We start from the raw sequence: 13,276 nt of genomic DNA on the forward strand, positions 1-13,276 counted from the left end.
CCTAAGAGATAATGTTTAGTTTTGATTTGATAGTAGCAATGAGGTTATCAGGACAGAGCCTTTTATCAACTTTTGCTTGAAGAGCCTCTTTGACACACTTCTCAAGATGATACATTTTGATACAATGCAGACAATCGTCCATATTTTCTCTAAAATGTTCTTTTTCGGCTTCTGAGGCTTCCCCGTCCAATACCGCCTGAATTTTTTTCAGACACTCTGTGTGGTGTTCACAGTACACCTTCTTATACTCCTTGTTTTCACCGGTGGAAGCTGACGCATGCATATCCAATACCATTGTAAAGGTTCAATTTTTTCTTTGAATCTTACTATTAAGATGTTTTTATGTAAAATACTTTTCCTACAAAAAAAGTTCAAAGAGATGCCCTAAATAAAATCATTGGAGCTCATCGAATCAACTTTCTCTTCACTAGTACTCATCAGTATTGTACCCCATTGAAGAAGCATACACTTTGAGTTTGTCTTTGAGGAGATTCCGAGCACGGTGCAGACGCGAGCGAACTGTACCAATCGGGATATCCAGAATCTTTGCCATTTCTTCGTAAGTAAAACCTTCAATGTCGCAAAGGATAATTACTGTACGAAAATCGACAGGCAATGAATTGAGCGCAGTGGCCACTTCATCGCCAATCATGTCTTGAACAGTCTCAACGCGTAAGTCAGTCGTGTGATCTACTTCAGCCGCTTCTTCCGAGTTGTAGGTAGTTTCTACTTCTTGGTAATCTACTTTTGAAGGTTCTTTGCTACGCTTACGGTAGTCGTTGATAAAACTGTTTTTCAGGATTCTGAACAACCATGCTTTGGCATTAGTTCCCCGTTCGAAGGAAGAAATAAAACGAAAGGCTTTTAAGTAGGTATCTTGGACGAGGTCATTGGCGTCATCTTCGTCCATGGTTAGCCTAAAGGCAAAGTTATACATGGAGTTTATGTGAGGCATAAACTCGCGATTGAATATATCATTTTTCTCCGCGTCGTTGTAAGACGTCTCTGAGGAGGCTAGAGGTATTTCTTCGATTTCTTCTGACATAATGACTGACATGGCTGCCGTAAATTTACGAATTTTAACAAATGACTTCCCTTCCTCGCAAATCTTCTTTCATCAATCAACAAAATCAACCTATGAAAGGTTATTTTTTTGGGATTAGTTGTACGGCACTTTTTCCCGAGTTGACTTGTTCATTATATACGACAAAAATCATTCCATTGATTTTTGTCATCTTTTTTGGGACAAAATGTCAGGATTGTGGATTAATTTCCTCTATCGAGAAAACATTTGAGCTAAAATCAAACTGAAGGTAGTAAAAATAACGCTACAGGCAATCTTGAGAAGAAGATAAGGTAATAAGTTTAAGTTTCCAGCCTCAAGAAAAAATAACACAATATGGTGAACAGAAACCAATAACACGGTATATGACAAAAATGCCGACAGACCTAGTTCTTTGATTGAAATTCTGAATCGCCCTTCTGCCAATTTTTGACTTAGTTGGTAGCGAATTACGATGGGTCTTAAATAAACTAATAAAAGGGTAGGGATAGCATGTAAACCGAGGGTATTTCCAAAAGAATCGATGGTAATACCTGTCAAAAAACCAAGAAATAAAAGAGCAGTAGTATTGATTTCAACTGGTAAAAATAACACGGCACCCACATAAATAAAGCAAAAAGCGTAGTCGAACAATACCAAATGCCGCGCTACAAAAATATGTAGTAGCACATACATAAGCCATCTGAGAACACTTCGAGCGATGTCGTTTGGATTCATTTACGTTTGGTATTCAAGCTTTCTTGAATGGATTCTTGTTGACTTTGGAGTTTGTTTTCTACAATATAGACGTACGAAAGTTTTGAAAAGTCTGTGGCAAGTTCAAGGTCTATATCATAAAATGCTTGGTCAGCCGCTACTTTGAAATTTTTGATTCTACCTACTGCCACGCCTGGCGGGAAGACGGCATTTTGGTCTGAAGTGACGGCCGTATCTCCTTTCATAATGGTTTTGTAGCGCGAAATATCCTTTAATTGGATAATCCAAGGAATGCTACTATTTTCCCATTTTGCTGTTCCCATATCTCCGCTTCGGGGGAGTTTGGTAGAAATCATAAATTGGGAGTGAAGAATTGAGGTCACAACCGAATATTTTTCTTTACAGATCTTCACTTTTCCCACTACACCGGTCGAAGATACGACCCCCATGCCTACTTTGACGCCGTGTGCGTAGCCTTTGTCGATAGTAAGATAATTGTCGGCACGACGGATACTGCCGTCAATAACTTTAGCAATCGTAACGTACTTATAGCGGGCTGCAAATGCGGAGTCGGCTTTGTAGCCTAGAGGGGCGTTGGAGGGGTTTTGCTGTTGGAGTTTGATAAGAGTTTCGTTGAGGCGTCGGTTTTCTTCCACCAAATCCTCATTTACCTCCCTTAGGTCGGTGTATTGTTTTAGAGAACTTGAAATCTCTAAAGATTTGGCAGTCAGCGTATTAGCTGTATTAAAGTATTCTACGCTCCAATAGTTGTTGTCATTGACCAGCAACCAAAAACTAAACACTTCGAGCAACACGAAGATGATAAAGTTACGATTGCGACTTATAAACTCGAAGAGTTGGAGCATTGGGGTAGCAAGTAGATACTATTGGATATTGAGTATGATGCCCCATACTCAATATCCAATCATCCAAGCGTTATTATTGAATCAATACTGACTTGTACAGTTCTAGATTTTTGAGGATTTCACCAGTTCCTTTCACAACAGCCTTGAGTGGGTCATCAGCTACGTGAATAGGCAATTTGGTTTTGGTAGCGAGGCGTTTGTCTAAGCCGTGCAGAAGCGCACCGCCGCCTGTCAGGTGAATACCGTTGGTATAAATATCAGCCGAAAGTTCTGGAGGAGAAATTTCGAGCGCTTTCATGACTGCTTCTTCAATTTTAGAAATAGACTTGTCGAGCGCATAAGCGATTTCGCTGTAGGTTACCTTTATCTCTTTGGGAATCCCAGTCATCAGGTCACGACCTCTAATCTCAAAATCAGCTGGAGGCATATCAAGCTCAGGGAGAGCAGAGCCTACTTCTATTTTGATTTGCTCGGCTGAGCGCTCCCCAATCAAAAGATTGTGCTCGCGGCGCATGTAGTCTACGATATCTTTAGTAAAAACATCACCTGCAATTCTGATAGATTGCTCACACACTATACCCGAGAGGGCAATGACGGCGATTTCGGTCGTACCTCCCCCAATATCGACAATCATTGTACCGTTGGGCTGAGTGATATCAATCCCAATCCCAATGGAGGCCGCAATAGGCTCATGTACCATGTACACTTCCTTCGCACCAGCGTGTTCGGCTGAATCTTTTACCGCTCTCTTTTCTACTTCGGTGATTCCAGAAGGAATACATATAACCATGCGATGGGAAGGAGTGAAGAAACGGCTATTAGGAGTAATCATTTTAATCATACCCCTAATCATCAATTCGGCTGCGGTAAAGTCGGCGATTACACCGTCTTTTAGCGGGCGAATTGTTTTTATATTTTCGTTTGTTTTTTCGTGCATTTGCATTGCTTTGTGACCAATCGCCAGCACCTTCCCGTTGTTCTTGTCCAAAGCAATGATTGATGGCTCATCTACCACAATTTTATCTTTGTGGATAATCAGCGTGTTGGCTGTGCCTAAATCAATTGCAATCTCGCTCGTTAAAAAATCAAATAATGCCATGATGAATGCTTTCGCAGAGTGATTGAAATTTTGTGAGCCGCAAAATTAAAGGATTTTATCGGCTTTTTGGCAGAATAGCGAGTAAGTAATTTTTTAATTAAAACCTTGAAAATGAGTCAAACGTTTTGACCCCTTTTACAAAATACGCCCAAATAATGCTTTTTTGTGTAATTGGTAGGGGTTGTTGCGCTTTTCGGAACTGTAGATTTTGTTGGATTTTTTTTCGTTTTTGAGGAAGGGTTCCTAATACCCAGGCATAAAATTTGAAATGAGCTTTGATTATTGCTAAAATATCTTTCCATTGTCCTTTGATAAGAAAACGAACGGAGGATATTCCGTCTAAAACAAGTCTCAGAAAAATTGTTGACCAAAGATATTTATCCAAATTTTTGTAGAGCATCGCGAGGCTATTACGATAGTTGAGATAGGTTTTGAAAGGGCTAGAAGGAGGCAAAGTGCCACCACCTACATGCAAAACTTTAGAAAACGGATAACAATACACTTGGTAACCCACATGGTGTAATCGCCAGCAAAGGTCTATTTCTTCCATATGAGCAAAAAAATCCTCGTCAAAACCACCTACTTCATGAAATACCGAAGCTCGAATAACCAAACATGCTCCTGATGCCCAAAAAATAGGGATAATGCTGTCGTATTGACCCGTATCAATTTCACAAAAATCAAAAATTCGACCACGACAATAAGGGTAGCCTAGCCAGTCTATAAATCCCCCACAAGCCCCTGCATATTCAAATTGGTCGGGATTGTGATGAGCCAAAATTTTGGGTTGGCAGGCAGCTATAGTAGGATTTTTATCCAAAAACTGCACCATAGGAGTCAGCCACTGAGGCGATACTTCTACATCCGAATTTAACAAAACATAATAGTCTGCTTTGATTTCTTTTAAAGCTTCATTGTAGCCACCGGCGTATCCTTTGTTGCTACAAAGCTGGAGAAGATGTATTTGAGGATAATGGATTTTAAGCCATTGGACTGAATCGTCCGTGGAAGCGTTGTCGGCTACGTATATCAAAAAGCCAGTTGAATGGCTTATAACAGACGGGAGAAACTTTTCAAGAAAGTTTCTCCCGTTATAATTAAGAATGACGATGGCGGTTTTAGACATATAAATCGAAGAAAACAAATAACAAGCGCTTTTTCAGGAAATACTTCCTATTGGTCTTGTTTCTTACTTCATAAATTTACTTAAGTCTAACCCCGGGATGTTGGGCAAAAGACCATCCGTTGATTGTTGAATATGTGCCTTTATTTGCTCCTCAATATTTTCGAGGGCTCTATTAGTAGCTGCCACAATCAAGTCTTGGAGCATTTCTCGGTCTTGAGGTTGTATGAGATCTGGGTCGATCGTAAGGCTAATGATTTGTTTACGACCATTTACCGTTACTTTTACCATGCCAGCTCCAGCTTCTGCCGATTCGGTGAGCTGCCCTAAACTTTCTTGTGCTTCTTTCATCTTTGCTTGGAATTCTTTCACTTTTCCAAGCATTCCCATCATATCTCCAAACATAAGTTGTTGTGTCTAATTTTCGTTTGATGCAAAACTAAAAAATTATCTCCAGTATGGCATTTCTGCCCCATTAATTAATAAAACGCGATTGCTTCCATTGACATCGATGGTATAGATGCTTCGTGGCGACGAATCATCGTTGTTGGTATTGGTAAGGATTACTTTGGCACCGGTGGGAGAAAAACGAGGTTCAAGGTCGTTGGTTCCCGCAGGCTTAGTTCCAGTTATAATGACAGTGGTACCTGTACCTGTGTTAGCACCTGCTGATAGATCAGTAAAGGTATTAGATGCAATGTCCATTAAATAAACACGGGAGTCTAGCATACGACCTTGAGGGTTTTCGAAGGCGCGAGCATCGCGAGTAAAAAGGATCTGACGACCATCTATTGAAAATACCGGATTTCCAACTCTACCCGATTGACGATAGGTACGTATAGTGTCGGCATTTGATTCATTGTAAACAATAATTTGGTTATCGTAAATGCTACCACCGGTGGTTCTGACTACAAGGCGGCCGTTTAATTGTGCGGTCCAGTCACATCCCGCAAATAATCTACCCGCAGGTGCTTGATACACTACCCTAAGCCCCGTACCGTCGCTTCTGACAGAATAAAGACGATTGTTGCTAGGATATAGCAATTGTGAACCATCGGGCGACCAGCAGAAAGAAAGGTCGGTTGGCGAGAGGCCTGCAATGGGTACAGTGGTTACTTTTCGAAGCCTAGTACCATTGACGCTCATTACATAAATATGCAAGTCAGTTTCGATGTTTGAGATAAAAGCTACTTCTTGACGATTAGGACTTACAATAGGACGCCAATTACTACCATTTTGGGTTAATTGAAATTCTTCCACCCCATCTTTGGATGTAAAAATTTGGTATAAACCATTGATTTTTTTACTATAGAGATAGGCTAAGTCAGGGAATTGACGCGTCTTAAAAGACCAAGTTTCTCCGTATATATTGGTGTATCTATCTTTTACTACTACTTGCCAGTAGTAGGTAGTTTCAAAGCGTAAGTCTTTAACTTGTAAAGAGTCTTGTTTGAGATTGGCAGCAATTAGAGTAGAAGGCTGTCCCTCTCTAAAGAAATAAACATCATAAGTAAGAGAACTATCGGCTCTGTCGGGATCAGTGGATTTCCAACGTAATGTGATATTATTAGTTACATCGGTGGCATTGGTGAGGGGATTTACTACAGAGGGCTTAGAGGGCGGACGGTTTTGAGTTTGATCATCAGTCAAGAAAAAATCAATAGTAGAAGTCCGGCTATCTTCGATATCGGCTGTAGAGGCTTCTAATCTAAAACCTGATTTGGATGCTTGAATGGTATATTTGCCCACCAAAACGCTATCAAAGCTATAAAAACCTTCATTGTTGGTCTCGGCAGTACGTCCTGTTGGGCTTAATCTAATAACCACATTTGAGACGGGTTGTCGGGTATCGTACAGCACGACATTACCTTGCAGCTTTCCATAAAGTTTGGGAGTTACGAAAGTCTCTTCGGCGCATCCTAATAGTCCTGCTATACTTGCGGCGATTCCTAGCAGCGTCAGTAATAGTTTGGGAAGGAATGCGGTTTTGGTGATTTTATCTATTGATTTAAACATTATTGTAATCTTTAGTGCTATTGTAACAAATGTGAAAGAGGAAATTAAGGTTTGACTTTTTTGGTGTTATTGATAGGCTTTCCTAAGTAAATAGAAAGTCCTAGATTAGCTTTCCAATAAAAATCATTGAAGGCTCCATACACCATTCCATCTAGCTTATCATTAAACATTTGGTGATGACTTAGCGATAGATTGATTCCTATATTTTTGTTGACAAAATACTCTAAACTCCAGCCCACGTTCCATTTATAAAGAGGAGTATCCTGAAAACCAAAAGGAGAATTACCTCGTTGAAAAGTAGCTCCAAGACCTGCAAAAAAAACAGGAGATAGTTTTTCAAAGGGCAAAGGCCGGAAGAGTGCATTTGCTTCAACAAAGGAGATATTTTTTTTGAAAAAACGCTCACTTGCAAGAGTTCCAGCACCGAGATTAGCTTCAATTCCCCATTTTGGTCTAATATAATACTGTACTCCAAGACCATAGGCGCCTTTTATGAGGGGCTGAGCGTAGTCACCTTTGTATCTCATTATTCCTCCATAAGGCTGAATAGATAAAGCTGGACGTGTTACATTATTGATAGTGCCTACCCAGTCAGTTTGGCTCATTTCTTTTCTTTCTACTTCGTAAGCCGCTAAGATTTCTTTGGTTTGTTGGGATGTTTTTTCATCCGCTTGCCATAGACCATCTCTGATACCTTCAATCACTAAGGCATAAATAGATTTTTCGATAGCTTCCGTGACTGCCAACTGAGACGGTTCGGTGGTAGTAAAGCCCGTTTCTGCTTCAAGCAATCTTTTGAATTTTACATATCTGAAAATCCCTGCATTGGTAGATTGGGAGAAAATAGTTTTTGAAGTATAAACTGTTTTAAGGATTTTTCCAGATTTAGTAGCAACCGCTCTCAAGTATACTGTTACACGATCTTGACGATACTGAGTAGAGCCGCCACTGCCAAAATACCGTAGCCCTGCTCCACCAGTGATGGTATTTGCGTCGTATGAGATAATACCTCCTTCTAGGATAATTCCCGCAAACAACAAAGGGGGGAGGTTTTCGGCTTCACTTTTAAACTGGGTAAGGCTGGAACGAACAATTTTGCGTTCATTGAGTAAGTTACTGACGTTTTCCCGTTCGATAGGAATAAACCAGTTACTTTCTTCCATCGCCTTAATCATGATGTTGGTGGCACCTTGTGTCACGGCAGTTGACCAGTTTGCTCCTGTTTCAGAAGGTTTGTATTGACCCGTTTGATCACGAAATTTATAGACAGCAGCTACTAATTTTTCTTTAGGTACGGGTAGTTTGCGTAGGTCAGGTGTAATAGTGGTTTCTTCTCCTAAGCGTGCTCTTTGGGGTTTGGTGGGCTGGTGAAGAAAAGCACTACATCCTTCAAGTAGGAGAGCAGTAGCCAATAATCCTATTCCAAGAACACTTCTAAAAAATGGAATCATCTTTGGTGATATTAATTGATTAAAATCTTACTCTCTTAAAGAGGAATAAATGAGTAAGAAGAAAAAATAAGGATTAGATAATTTTTAAAAAGTTAGTAGTAGGGAACGGTTATGACAGTCTCTCCTCCTTTATTGTCCACAATCTTAATGACTAGCCCATCTGCTCCTGGGTCAACATTGATGGTGAGGTCTCCATACTTGTAAGTCCCTGCTTCCAAAGAGCCTTCTCCAAACTGATTTTGGGTGAGTTGGCGGGTAAGTTGGCTTAGTGTTTGACGGCTCAGGGTATTCGCAAAATCAGCGACGGGGTCGGTAGTAGTTCGGGTGGTACTAGTCTGGTTTGGGTCTTTGTAAGTATCTTGTGCTTGAGCAGAGCTGAGCATCCATTGGTAATTAAAGGTGTTTCCACCAAAGGCCGGATTCATGGGGCGATAGATAAATCCTTGGCTCATACAAAAAATGGGGGCAATGCCTAGTAAGAAAGCAAAAAGTAGTATTTTTTTCATCTGTTTAAATGGTTTGAGGTCAATAAACTCCCGTCCCTTTCTGATCTTGACTTCCGAGTTGATTTTGTATTTCTTGATAATTTAGAATGTATTGCAATACTGTTTCGTAGGCATTTTCGGCAAAATACTCTAAGGCGTCCATGCGTGGCTGCATAAATTGCTGCCATAGCAATTGATCATTTACCGAAATTTGAATGAGATTTGAGAGGCCGGGAGAAGGAAGCTCTTCAATCATGATGGTCAAATCATCTAATTGATTGAAGGCAATGGTGCTAGTCTGTGTAGAATCTAATTGACTAGAGTTCCATCTTTGATAGAAAAGTTCATAAAAGTCTCTACCTAGTTTGGTACGACTATTATCTAGCACTAAGCCAAGGCCAGTATCTTCGCCAATGGCTTTTTCTTGTAGCAATAAATTATTTGTCTCAGCTAGCCCTTCATCATTAATGTTCTGTGCTAACCCCCTCATCTCAAACAGCCCCATACCGCTGAGCATCATCACTAAAAAAAGAAAGACACGTTTCACCTTAATAATTATGAGTAATGCTAATTTGCATACCGCCAGATTGTTCAATTTTTAAAGGTAATATGGTAGGAGTAATCGTACCTGAGCTTATAAGGCCGTTGTTATTGCCTATTTGAGTTACTTCCAAATTAGATTGATTGATATTATTGGACAAAAGCAGGGAGTTGCCTGAACCTACTTGGGTTAAGCTAGCACCTCCATTGCTTCCTACTAGATTGACATCCATATTATTACCAGAGCCCTGTTGATAAGTATTTATTATTGAGCCGGTACCAGAAGTAGAAACAGAGAAGTTGTTGTTATTCCCATTTTGCAAAATATGAAACTCATTTTGAGCGGCTGGTGTAGAAGGAACAGAGCCTAGCTGATTAAGACCTAAGACAGCGGTTTGCTTATCAGTAGGGGTATTATTTTTAATAAAATCAGACCATGATGCTTCTGACTGTGCTTGCGCCAAAATAGGTAATGCAAAAACAAGGGATAAAAAAAACTTTTTCATTGTCTCCACAGGATTGGTTATTAGAATGATGGGAATATTATTTTAGGAGTGACTGGTCTGTTTAATAACCACTCTATTATTATTGCCTATTTGATTGATAACCGCTTTGGATTTGCCATCATTACTAATGATAACCTGCGTATTGCCATTATCATCAATGAAGGTTTCGGTCGTCGTCTCTTTCACGCCGTCTTTGTCGATAGTCGTTTGAGTGACTTCGGCTATGTTTTTGTTTCCGGATTGTTGTATCTCTATCATGGCTTAAAAATAATATTAAAATATTATATCTACAGCATTATATTTCAACAATTTAGCTGCCCAAGCACTTTAGAACTTACGTGAAAAGCTCAAAAAGCACTTAGGCAGCTGTTGGGGAATCTTTCTTTTTGAATATTTATATTTCTAAAAAGAAAGCATTAATATCCTATTGTTCAACTTTTAGGTCTGATTATATGCCATTTTGTGTGAAACCGCTAATAACGTTACCATTACCATTTTGGGTACTATTAAAAGTATTGCCCGAGCCATTTTGGGTACCGCTAAGAATATTCGAGTTACCATTTTGCTGAGCTGTAATGGTATTCATACTACCTAACTGGTCGATTTCCGAAAGGTTCAAGTTACCGGTTTGGGTCATCGTTAGTGAATTTCCTTCTCCTTCTTGGAGGTATGTAGCAGCGTTCTCATTACCTTGCTGAGTTAGGTAAATTTCGTTAGAAGCTGCTGACCCAGTTGCAGTTTGAGAAGTACCAGCAACGTTATCATCGCCAAATTGGCTAATCGAAGCATAGTTGATAGCTTCAGAGGCAGTGGTATTTTGTCCTACAATTGCTACGTTACCATCACCCACTTGATCAATAGTGGCTCCATTGGAAGATGTAGCAGCTCCATCTTGTACGATTGTGGCATTGTTTAGGTCACCAGTTTGGTAAATATCTGCGTCATTACTTGCCGAAGAGCCAGGCCCGTTGAAGTCTTGTAGTATAGAAGCAATATTACTCTCTCCATTTTGAATGGTGAGTGCGTCATTTATAGATCCTATGTCATCAGAAGTCTGAGTAATAACACTTTGATTAGACGTCCCCTTTTGTTGGACTTCAGCGATGTTTTGTCCCATACTAGAAGAAGTCTGAACGACTGTTGCCTCATTGAGTGTCACTGTTCCTCCATCGCCGTCTTCTTGTTTGATGATAGCACTCTGCTGATATCCTCCCAAACTTATTCCCAAGTTAATTTGAACTACTGTTGCGGTGTTACTTACGCCATCCTGAGTAATTTCTGTTCCGTCTACCCCTACCCCTAATCCACTTTGCGAAACAATTGCGAGGTTGGTTTCTCCAATTTGATTAATAGTAGCATCATGACCACTTTCACTGATACCATTTTGAGTAATTACTGCTTCGTTGCTTGTACCATTTTGAGTCAACGTAAGAGACTCAAATGCGGAGCCAGAAGTATTGTCAGAAGTTTGATCTAAAGTCACTTTGTTGGTATTCCCAGTGATAGTGATAGTAGCTTCATTGTTGCCTAGCAATGTAGAAGTTTGGGTGGTAGTAAGCTGATTTTCGTCGCCTGATATAGTAATATCAAGATTGCTTTTTACGCCTGTTTGTGTGTGTGTGCCAACGTTCCCGGAACCCGTAATGGTGGACGTACCTGTGTTCTGACTGTAAGCAGCTAACGTAGTCAACAACGCTGCTACAGTGATAAAGACGTTTTTCATAGAGATGAGATTTTGCGTGAGTTTAACAAAGAAATAGAAAAATGATTAAACAAACTATTAAATAATATCCAAAAATATGCAAATATTAAACCTTTGAGGTTAGTACGCTAACCAAATATACGTAATATATACCAGAATGTATTGAACAGTCAGAGCCTTAACAAGAATAATAAGCAATAATCAAGACGAAGTAGGATAGAGAGAGCCTCAAAATTTGGGCTAACAAAAATAAGAAATATTATCTAATAAAAAATACCAAAAAGACATTAATTTATCAAACGGTACGACACATATGATTAATAAACAGTGATTTTTTGGTTGATTATAGGATATTCTTTGGTGTTTTGGACTCTAATTACGTAAGTGCCAGTAGGATAAGATGAGCAATCAAAAACAACGGGTGATGAGGCATTTACAGTCTTGGATTTTAGTATAATTCCCTGAACGTTACACAAATATGCTGTCCCTAGTTGCTTTAAACTGGGATCAGAGGATTTACCATTAATGATATATAGGTTAATAGCTGGCTGTTGTAGGTTTATTCGAATGCCTTCACAGGGATCGATTACTTCAACAATATTTGAAAATGTGGTTCTGCCTGTTAAATCTACCTGACGAATTCTGTAAAAAGTTTTGAGAGCGGGTTCGGTATCTATATAGTCGTAAGTTTGAGTAGCACCTGCTCCAATCACGGGTACATGCCCATAATCTTTATATTCAGTTCCGTCGGTACTTTTTTGTACTATGAAGGAGGTAACTATACTAGTGGCTGGAATACTCCATGACAAACGTACTTGACATTGATCAACCTTGGCTGTTAGATTATTGACAACGACAGTATTAGACTGTCCTCGGCAGGTGCCGGGCGCATCTAACCGACGAAAACTGGGGGCGGAACCAAAATAAATATCATCTATGGTGATTTGGGCCGCGTCTCCGCCACATACCATCAAGAAAAGTAGGCGGAATTTCCCACTTGCATCACTAGCGATAGATGAGGTGTGATTGACATTATAAACACTCAATGCTTGTTTGGTAGGATCAGAAGGGTAGGAAAATTGATAGATTGATTTGCGAGTATTTTTTTCTATATCCCACAAATAGACTTGTATCTTTCTTGGGCTATTTGATGCTTTTAGTAATTGAAACTTAAATTGTAGCGTAATTTGCTGACCTGCTGGAATCGCAAAAGCAGGAGTCGTAGCAGTGGCTGTATCCGAAACTTGAGGGCTAGTGATAAGGGCGCAATTGGCAGAAGCACTGCTGCTAATTGGAGTAACATTACAAGCATTAAATAGCCAGCAATCTGCTTCAAGTGGAGCTCTGTCACAGCCATCGAAATTTTCAATTAGCTGAGCATTTGTCAGTTTGCTATAAAACAGCAATAGTAATATGACAGTGCGTTTGAACATTGGATAAGGCGACAGGTATGAATAATGAGCCAAAGATAAAGATTTAATAAAAGTACAGGAGGAGATATTTCCCTTTTTTATCAAGCGGTCGTTTATCTATTTTGGATAAAAAAATAAGCACTGATACAGATAACCAGTGCTTATTTCAGATTTATGTTCTAAATTATTATTGAGGGGTGGGCATAAATAGGAACCAACGAATGTTAAAGAGTTGATGACCAAATCAATCCAATTACACACGCGGTTCCATGCAAGCCAAATTACTGTATTTATCTGACTTTTTGAATACCTGTTGG

15 protein-coding genes are annotated in these 13,276 nt (G+C 39.7%); all 15 read right to left on the minus strand.

Features of this window, described 5'->3' with window-relative positions:
- Position 1: 1 nt before the first annotated feature.
- Positions 2 to 283 (minus strand): hypothetical protein, encoded by a 282-nt coding sequence (locus P1X15_RS31510; protein WP_277342087.1) that lies wholly within the window; start codon positions 281 to 283, stop codon positions 2 to 4.
- A 144-nt stretch (positions 284 to 427) separates the two neighbouring features.
- On the minus strand, positions 428 to 1,057 hold the full coding sequence (locus P1X15_RS31515; RefSeq protein WP_028664012.1) for a sigma-70 family RNA polymerase sigma factor: 630 nt from the start codon (positions 1,055 to 1,057) through the stop codon (positions 428 to 430).
- A 219-nt stretch (positions 1,058 to 1,276) separates the two neighbouring features.
- A complete protein-coding gene (locus P1X15_RS31520) occupies positions 1,277 to 1,780 on the minus strand; it encodes a hypothetical protein (RefSeq protein WP_277342088.1) in 504 nt (167 codons plus the stop codon).
- Positions 1,777 to 2,625, minus strand: a complete 849-nt coding sequence (gene mreC / locus P1X15_RS31525; protein WP_277342089.1) for a rod shape-determining protein MreC — start codon at positions 2,623 to 2,625, stop codon at positions 1,777 to 1,779. Before mreC ends, P1X15_RS31520 begins: the two co-directional genes overlap by 4 nt.
- A 73-nt stretch (positions 2,626 to 2,698) precedes the next feature.
- Entirely contained in the window at positions 2,699 to 3,724 is a 1,026-nt protein-coding gene (locus tag P1X15_RS31530; RefSeq protein WP_277342090.1) for a rod shape-determining protein, read from the minus strand.
- Between the two features lie 97 nt (positions 3,725 to 3,821).
- Positions 3,822 to 4,850 (minus strand): glycosyltransferase family 2 protein, encoded by a 1,029-nt coding sequence (locus tag P1X15_RS31535; protein ID WP_277342099.1) that lies wholly within the window; start codon positions 4,848 to 4,850, stop codon positions 3,822 to 3,824.
- Positions 4,851 to 4,913: 63 nt separating this feature from the next.
- Positions 4,914 to 5,252, minus strand: a complete 339-nt coding sequence (locus P1X15_RS31540) for a YbaB/EbfC family nucleoid-associated protein (protein ID WP_277342091.1) — start codon at positions 5,250 to 5,252, stop codon at positions 4,914 to 4,916.
- 42 nt (positions 5,253 to 5,294) lie between these two features.
- Positions 5,295 to 6,863 (minus strand): carboxypeptidase regulatory-like domain-containing protein, encoded by a 1,569-nt coding sequence (locus P1X15_RS31545; protein WP_277342092.1) that lies wholly within the window; start codon positions 6,861 to 6,863, stop codon positions 5,295 to 5,297.
- 44 nt (positions 6,864 to 6,907) lie between these two features.
- The gene (locus tag P1X15_RS31550) at positions 6,908 to 8,314 is read right to left on the minus strand and encodes a CsgG/HfaB family protein (protein WP_277342093.1); all 1,407 of its coding nucleotides are present in this window, start codon (positions 8,312 to 8,314) and stop codon (positions 6,908 to 6,910) included.
- A gap of 92 nt (positions 8,315 to 8,406) precedes the next feature.
- Positions 8,407 to 8,820, minus strand: a complete 414-nt coding sequence (locus P1X15_RS31555) for a curli production assembly/transport component CsgF (RefSeq protein WP_277342094.1) — start codon at positions 8,818 to 8,820, stop codon at positions 8,407 to 8,409.
- A 19-nt stretch (positions 8,821 to 8,839) separates the two neighbouring features.
- Entirely contained in the window at positions 8,840 to 9,346 is a 507-nt protein-coding gene (locus tag P1X15_RS31560; protein ID WP_277342095.1) for a CsgE family curli-type amyloid fiber assembly protein, read from the minus strand.
- 1 nt (position 9,347) lies between these two features.
- Complete coding sequence (locus P1X15_RS31565; protein WP_277342096.1) at positions 9,348 to 9,845, minus strand: hypothetical protein; 498 nt, start codon at positions 9,843 to 9,845, stop codon at positions 9,348 to 9,350.
- Between the two features lie 42 nt (positions 9,846 to 9,887).
- The gene (locus tag P1X15_RS31570; protein ID WP_028664001.1) at positions 9,888 to 10,103 is read right to left on the minus strand and encodes a hypothetical protein; all 216 of its coding nucleotides are present in this window, start codon (positions 10,101 to 10,103) and stop codon (positions 9,888 to 9,890) included.
- A 190-nt stretch (positions 10,104 to 10,293) separates the two neighbouring features.
- Entirely contained in the window at positions 10,294 to 11,568 is a 1,275-nt protein-coding gene (locus P1X15_RS31575; RefSeq protein WP_277342097.1) for a hypothetical protein, read from the minus strand.
- Positions 11,569 to 11,864: 296 nt separating this feature from the next.
- Positions 11,865 to 12,980, minus strand: coding sequence for a hypothetical protein (locus tag P1X15_RS31580; RefSeq protein WP_277342098.1), 1,116 nt, complete (start codon positions 12,978 to 12,980; stop codon positions 11,865 to 11,867).
- Positions 12,981 to 13,276: the final 296 nt, after the last annotated feature.

It is taken from the genome of Runella sp. MFBS21 (assembly GCF_029433105.1).
Classification (GTDB): Bacteria; Bacteroidota; Bacteroidia; order Cytophagales; family Spirosomataceae; genus Runella.

What these genes read in the sequence shown, in the direction of transcription:
- P1X15_RS31570 (WP_028664001.1), bottom strand. Translation starts at nt 10,103, where the DNA reads ATGATAGAGATACAACAATCCGGAAACAAAAACATAGCCGAAGTCACT.
- P1X15_RS31565 (WP_277342096.1), bottom strand. Translation starts at nt 9,845, where the DNA reads ATGAAAAAGTTTTTTTTATCCCTTGTTTTTGCATTACCTATTTTGGCG.
- P1X15_RS31555 (WP_277342094.1), bottom strand. Translation starts at nt 8,820, where the DNA reads ATGAAAAAAATACTACTTTTTGCTTTCTTACTAGGCATTGCCCCCATT.
- P1X15_RS31510 (WP_277342087.1), bottom strand. Translation starts at nt 283, where the DNA reads ATGCATGCGTCAGCTTCCACCGGTGAAAACAAGGAGTATAAGAAGGTG.
- P1X15_RS31580 (WP_277342098.1), bottom strand. Translation starts at nt 12,980, where the DNA reads ATGTTCAAACGCACTGTCATATTACTATTGCTGTTTTATAGCAAACTG.
- P1X15_RS31535 (WP_277342099.1), bottom strand. Translation starts at nt 4,850, where the DNA reads ATGTCTAAAACCGCCATCGTCATTCTTAATTATAACGGGAGAAACTTT.
- P1X15_RS31540 (WP_277342091.1), bottom strand. Translation starts at nt 5,252, where the DNA reads ATGTTTGGAGATATGATGGGAATGCTTGGAAAAGTGAAAGAATTCCAA.
- P1X15_RS31550 (WP_277342093.1), bottom strand. Translation starts at nt 8,314, where the DNA reads ATGATTCCATTTTTTAGAAGTGTTCTTGGAATAGGATTATTGGCTACT.
- P1X15_RS31520 (WP_277342088.1), bottom strand. Translation starts at nt 1,780, where the DNA reads ATGAATCCAAACGACATCGCTCGAAGTGTTCTCAGATGGCTTATGTAT.
- mreC (WP_277342089.1), bottom strand. Translation starts at nt 2,625, where the DNA reads ATGCTCCAACTCTTCGAGTTTATAAGTCGCAATCGTAACTTTATCATC.
- P1X15_RS31515 (WP_028664012.1), bottom strand. Translation starts at nt 1,057, where the DNA reads ATGTCAGTCATTATGTCAGAAGAAATCGAAGAAATACCTCTAGCCTCC.
- P1X15_RS31545 (WP_277342092.1), bottom strand. Translation starts at nt 6,863, where the DNA reads ATGTTTAAATCAATAGATAAAATCACCAAAACCGCATTCCTTCCCAAA.
- P1X15_RS31575 (WP_277342097.1), bottom strand. Translation starts at nt 11,568, where the DNA reads ATGAAAAACGTCTTTATCACTGTAGCAGCGTTGTTGACTACGTTAGCT.
- P1X15_RS31530 (WP_277342090.1), bottom strand. Translation starts at nt 3,724, where the DNA reads ATGGCATTATTTGATTTTTTAACGAGCGAGATTGCAATTGATTTAGGC.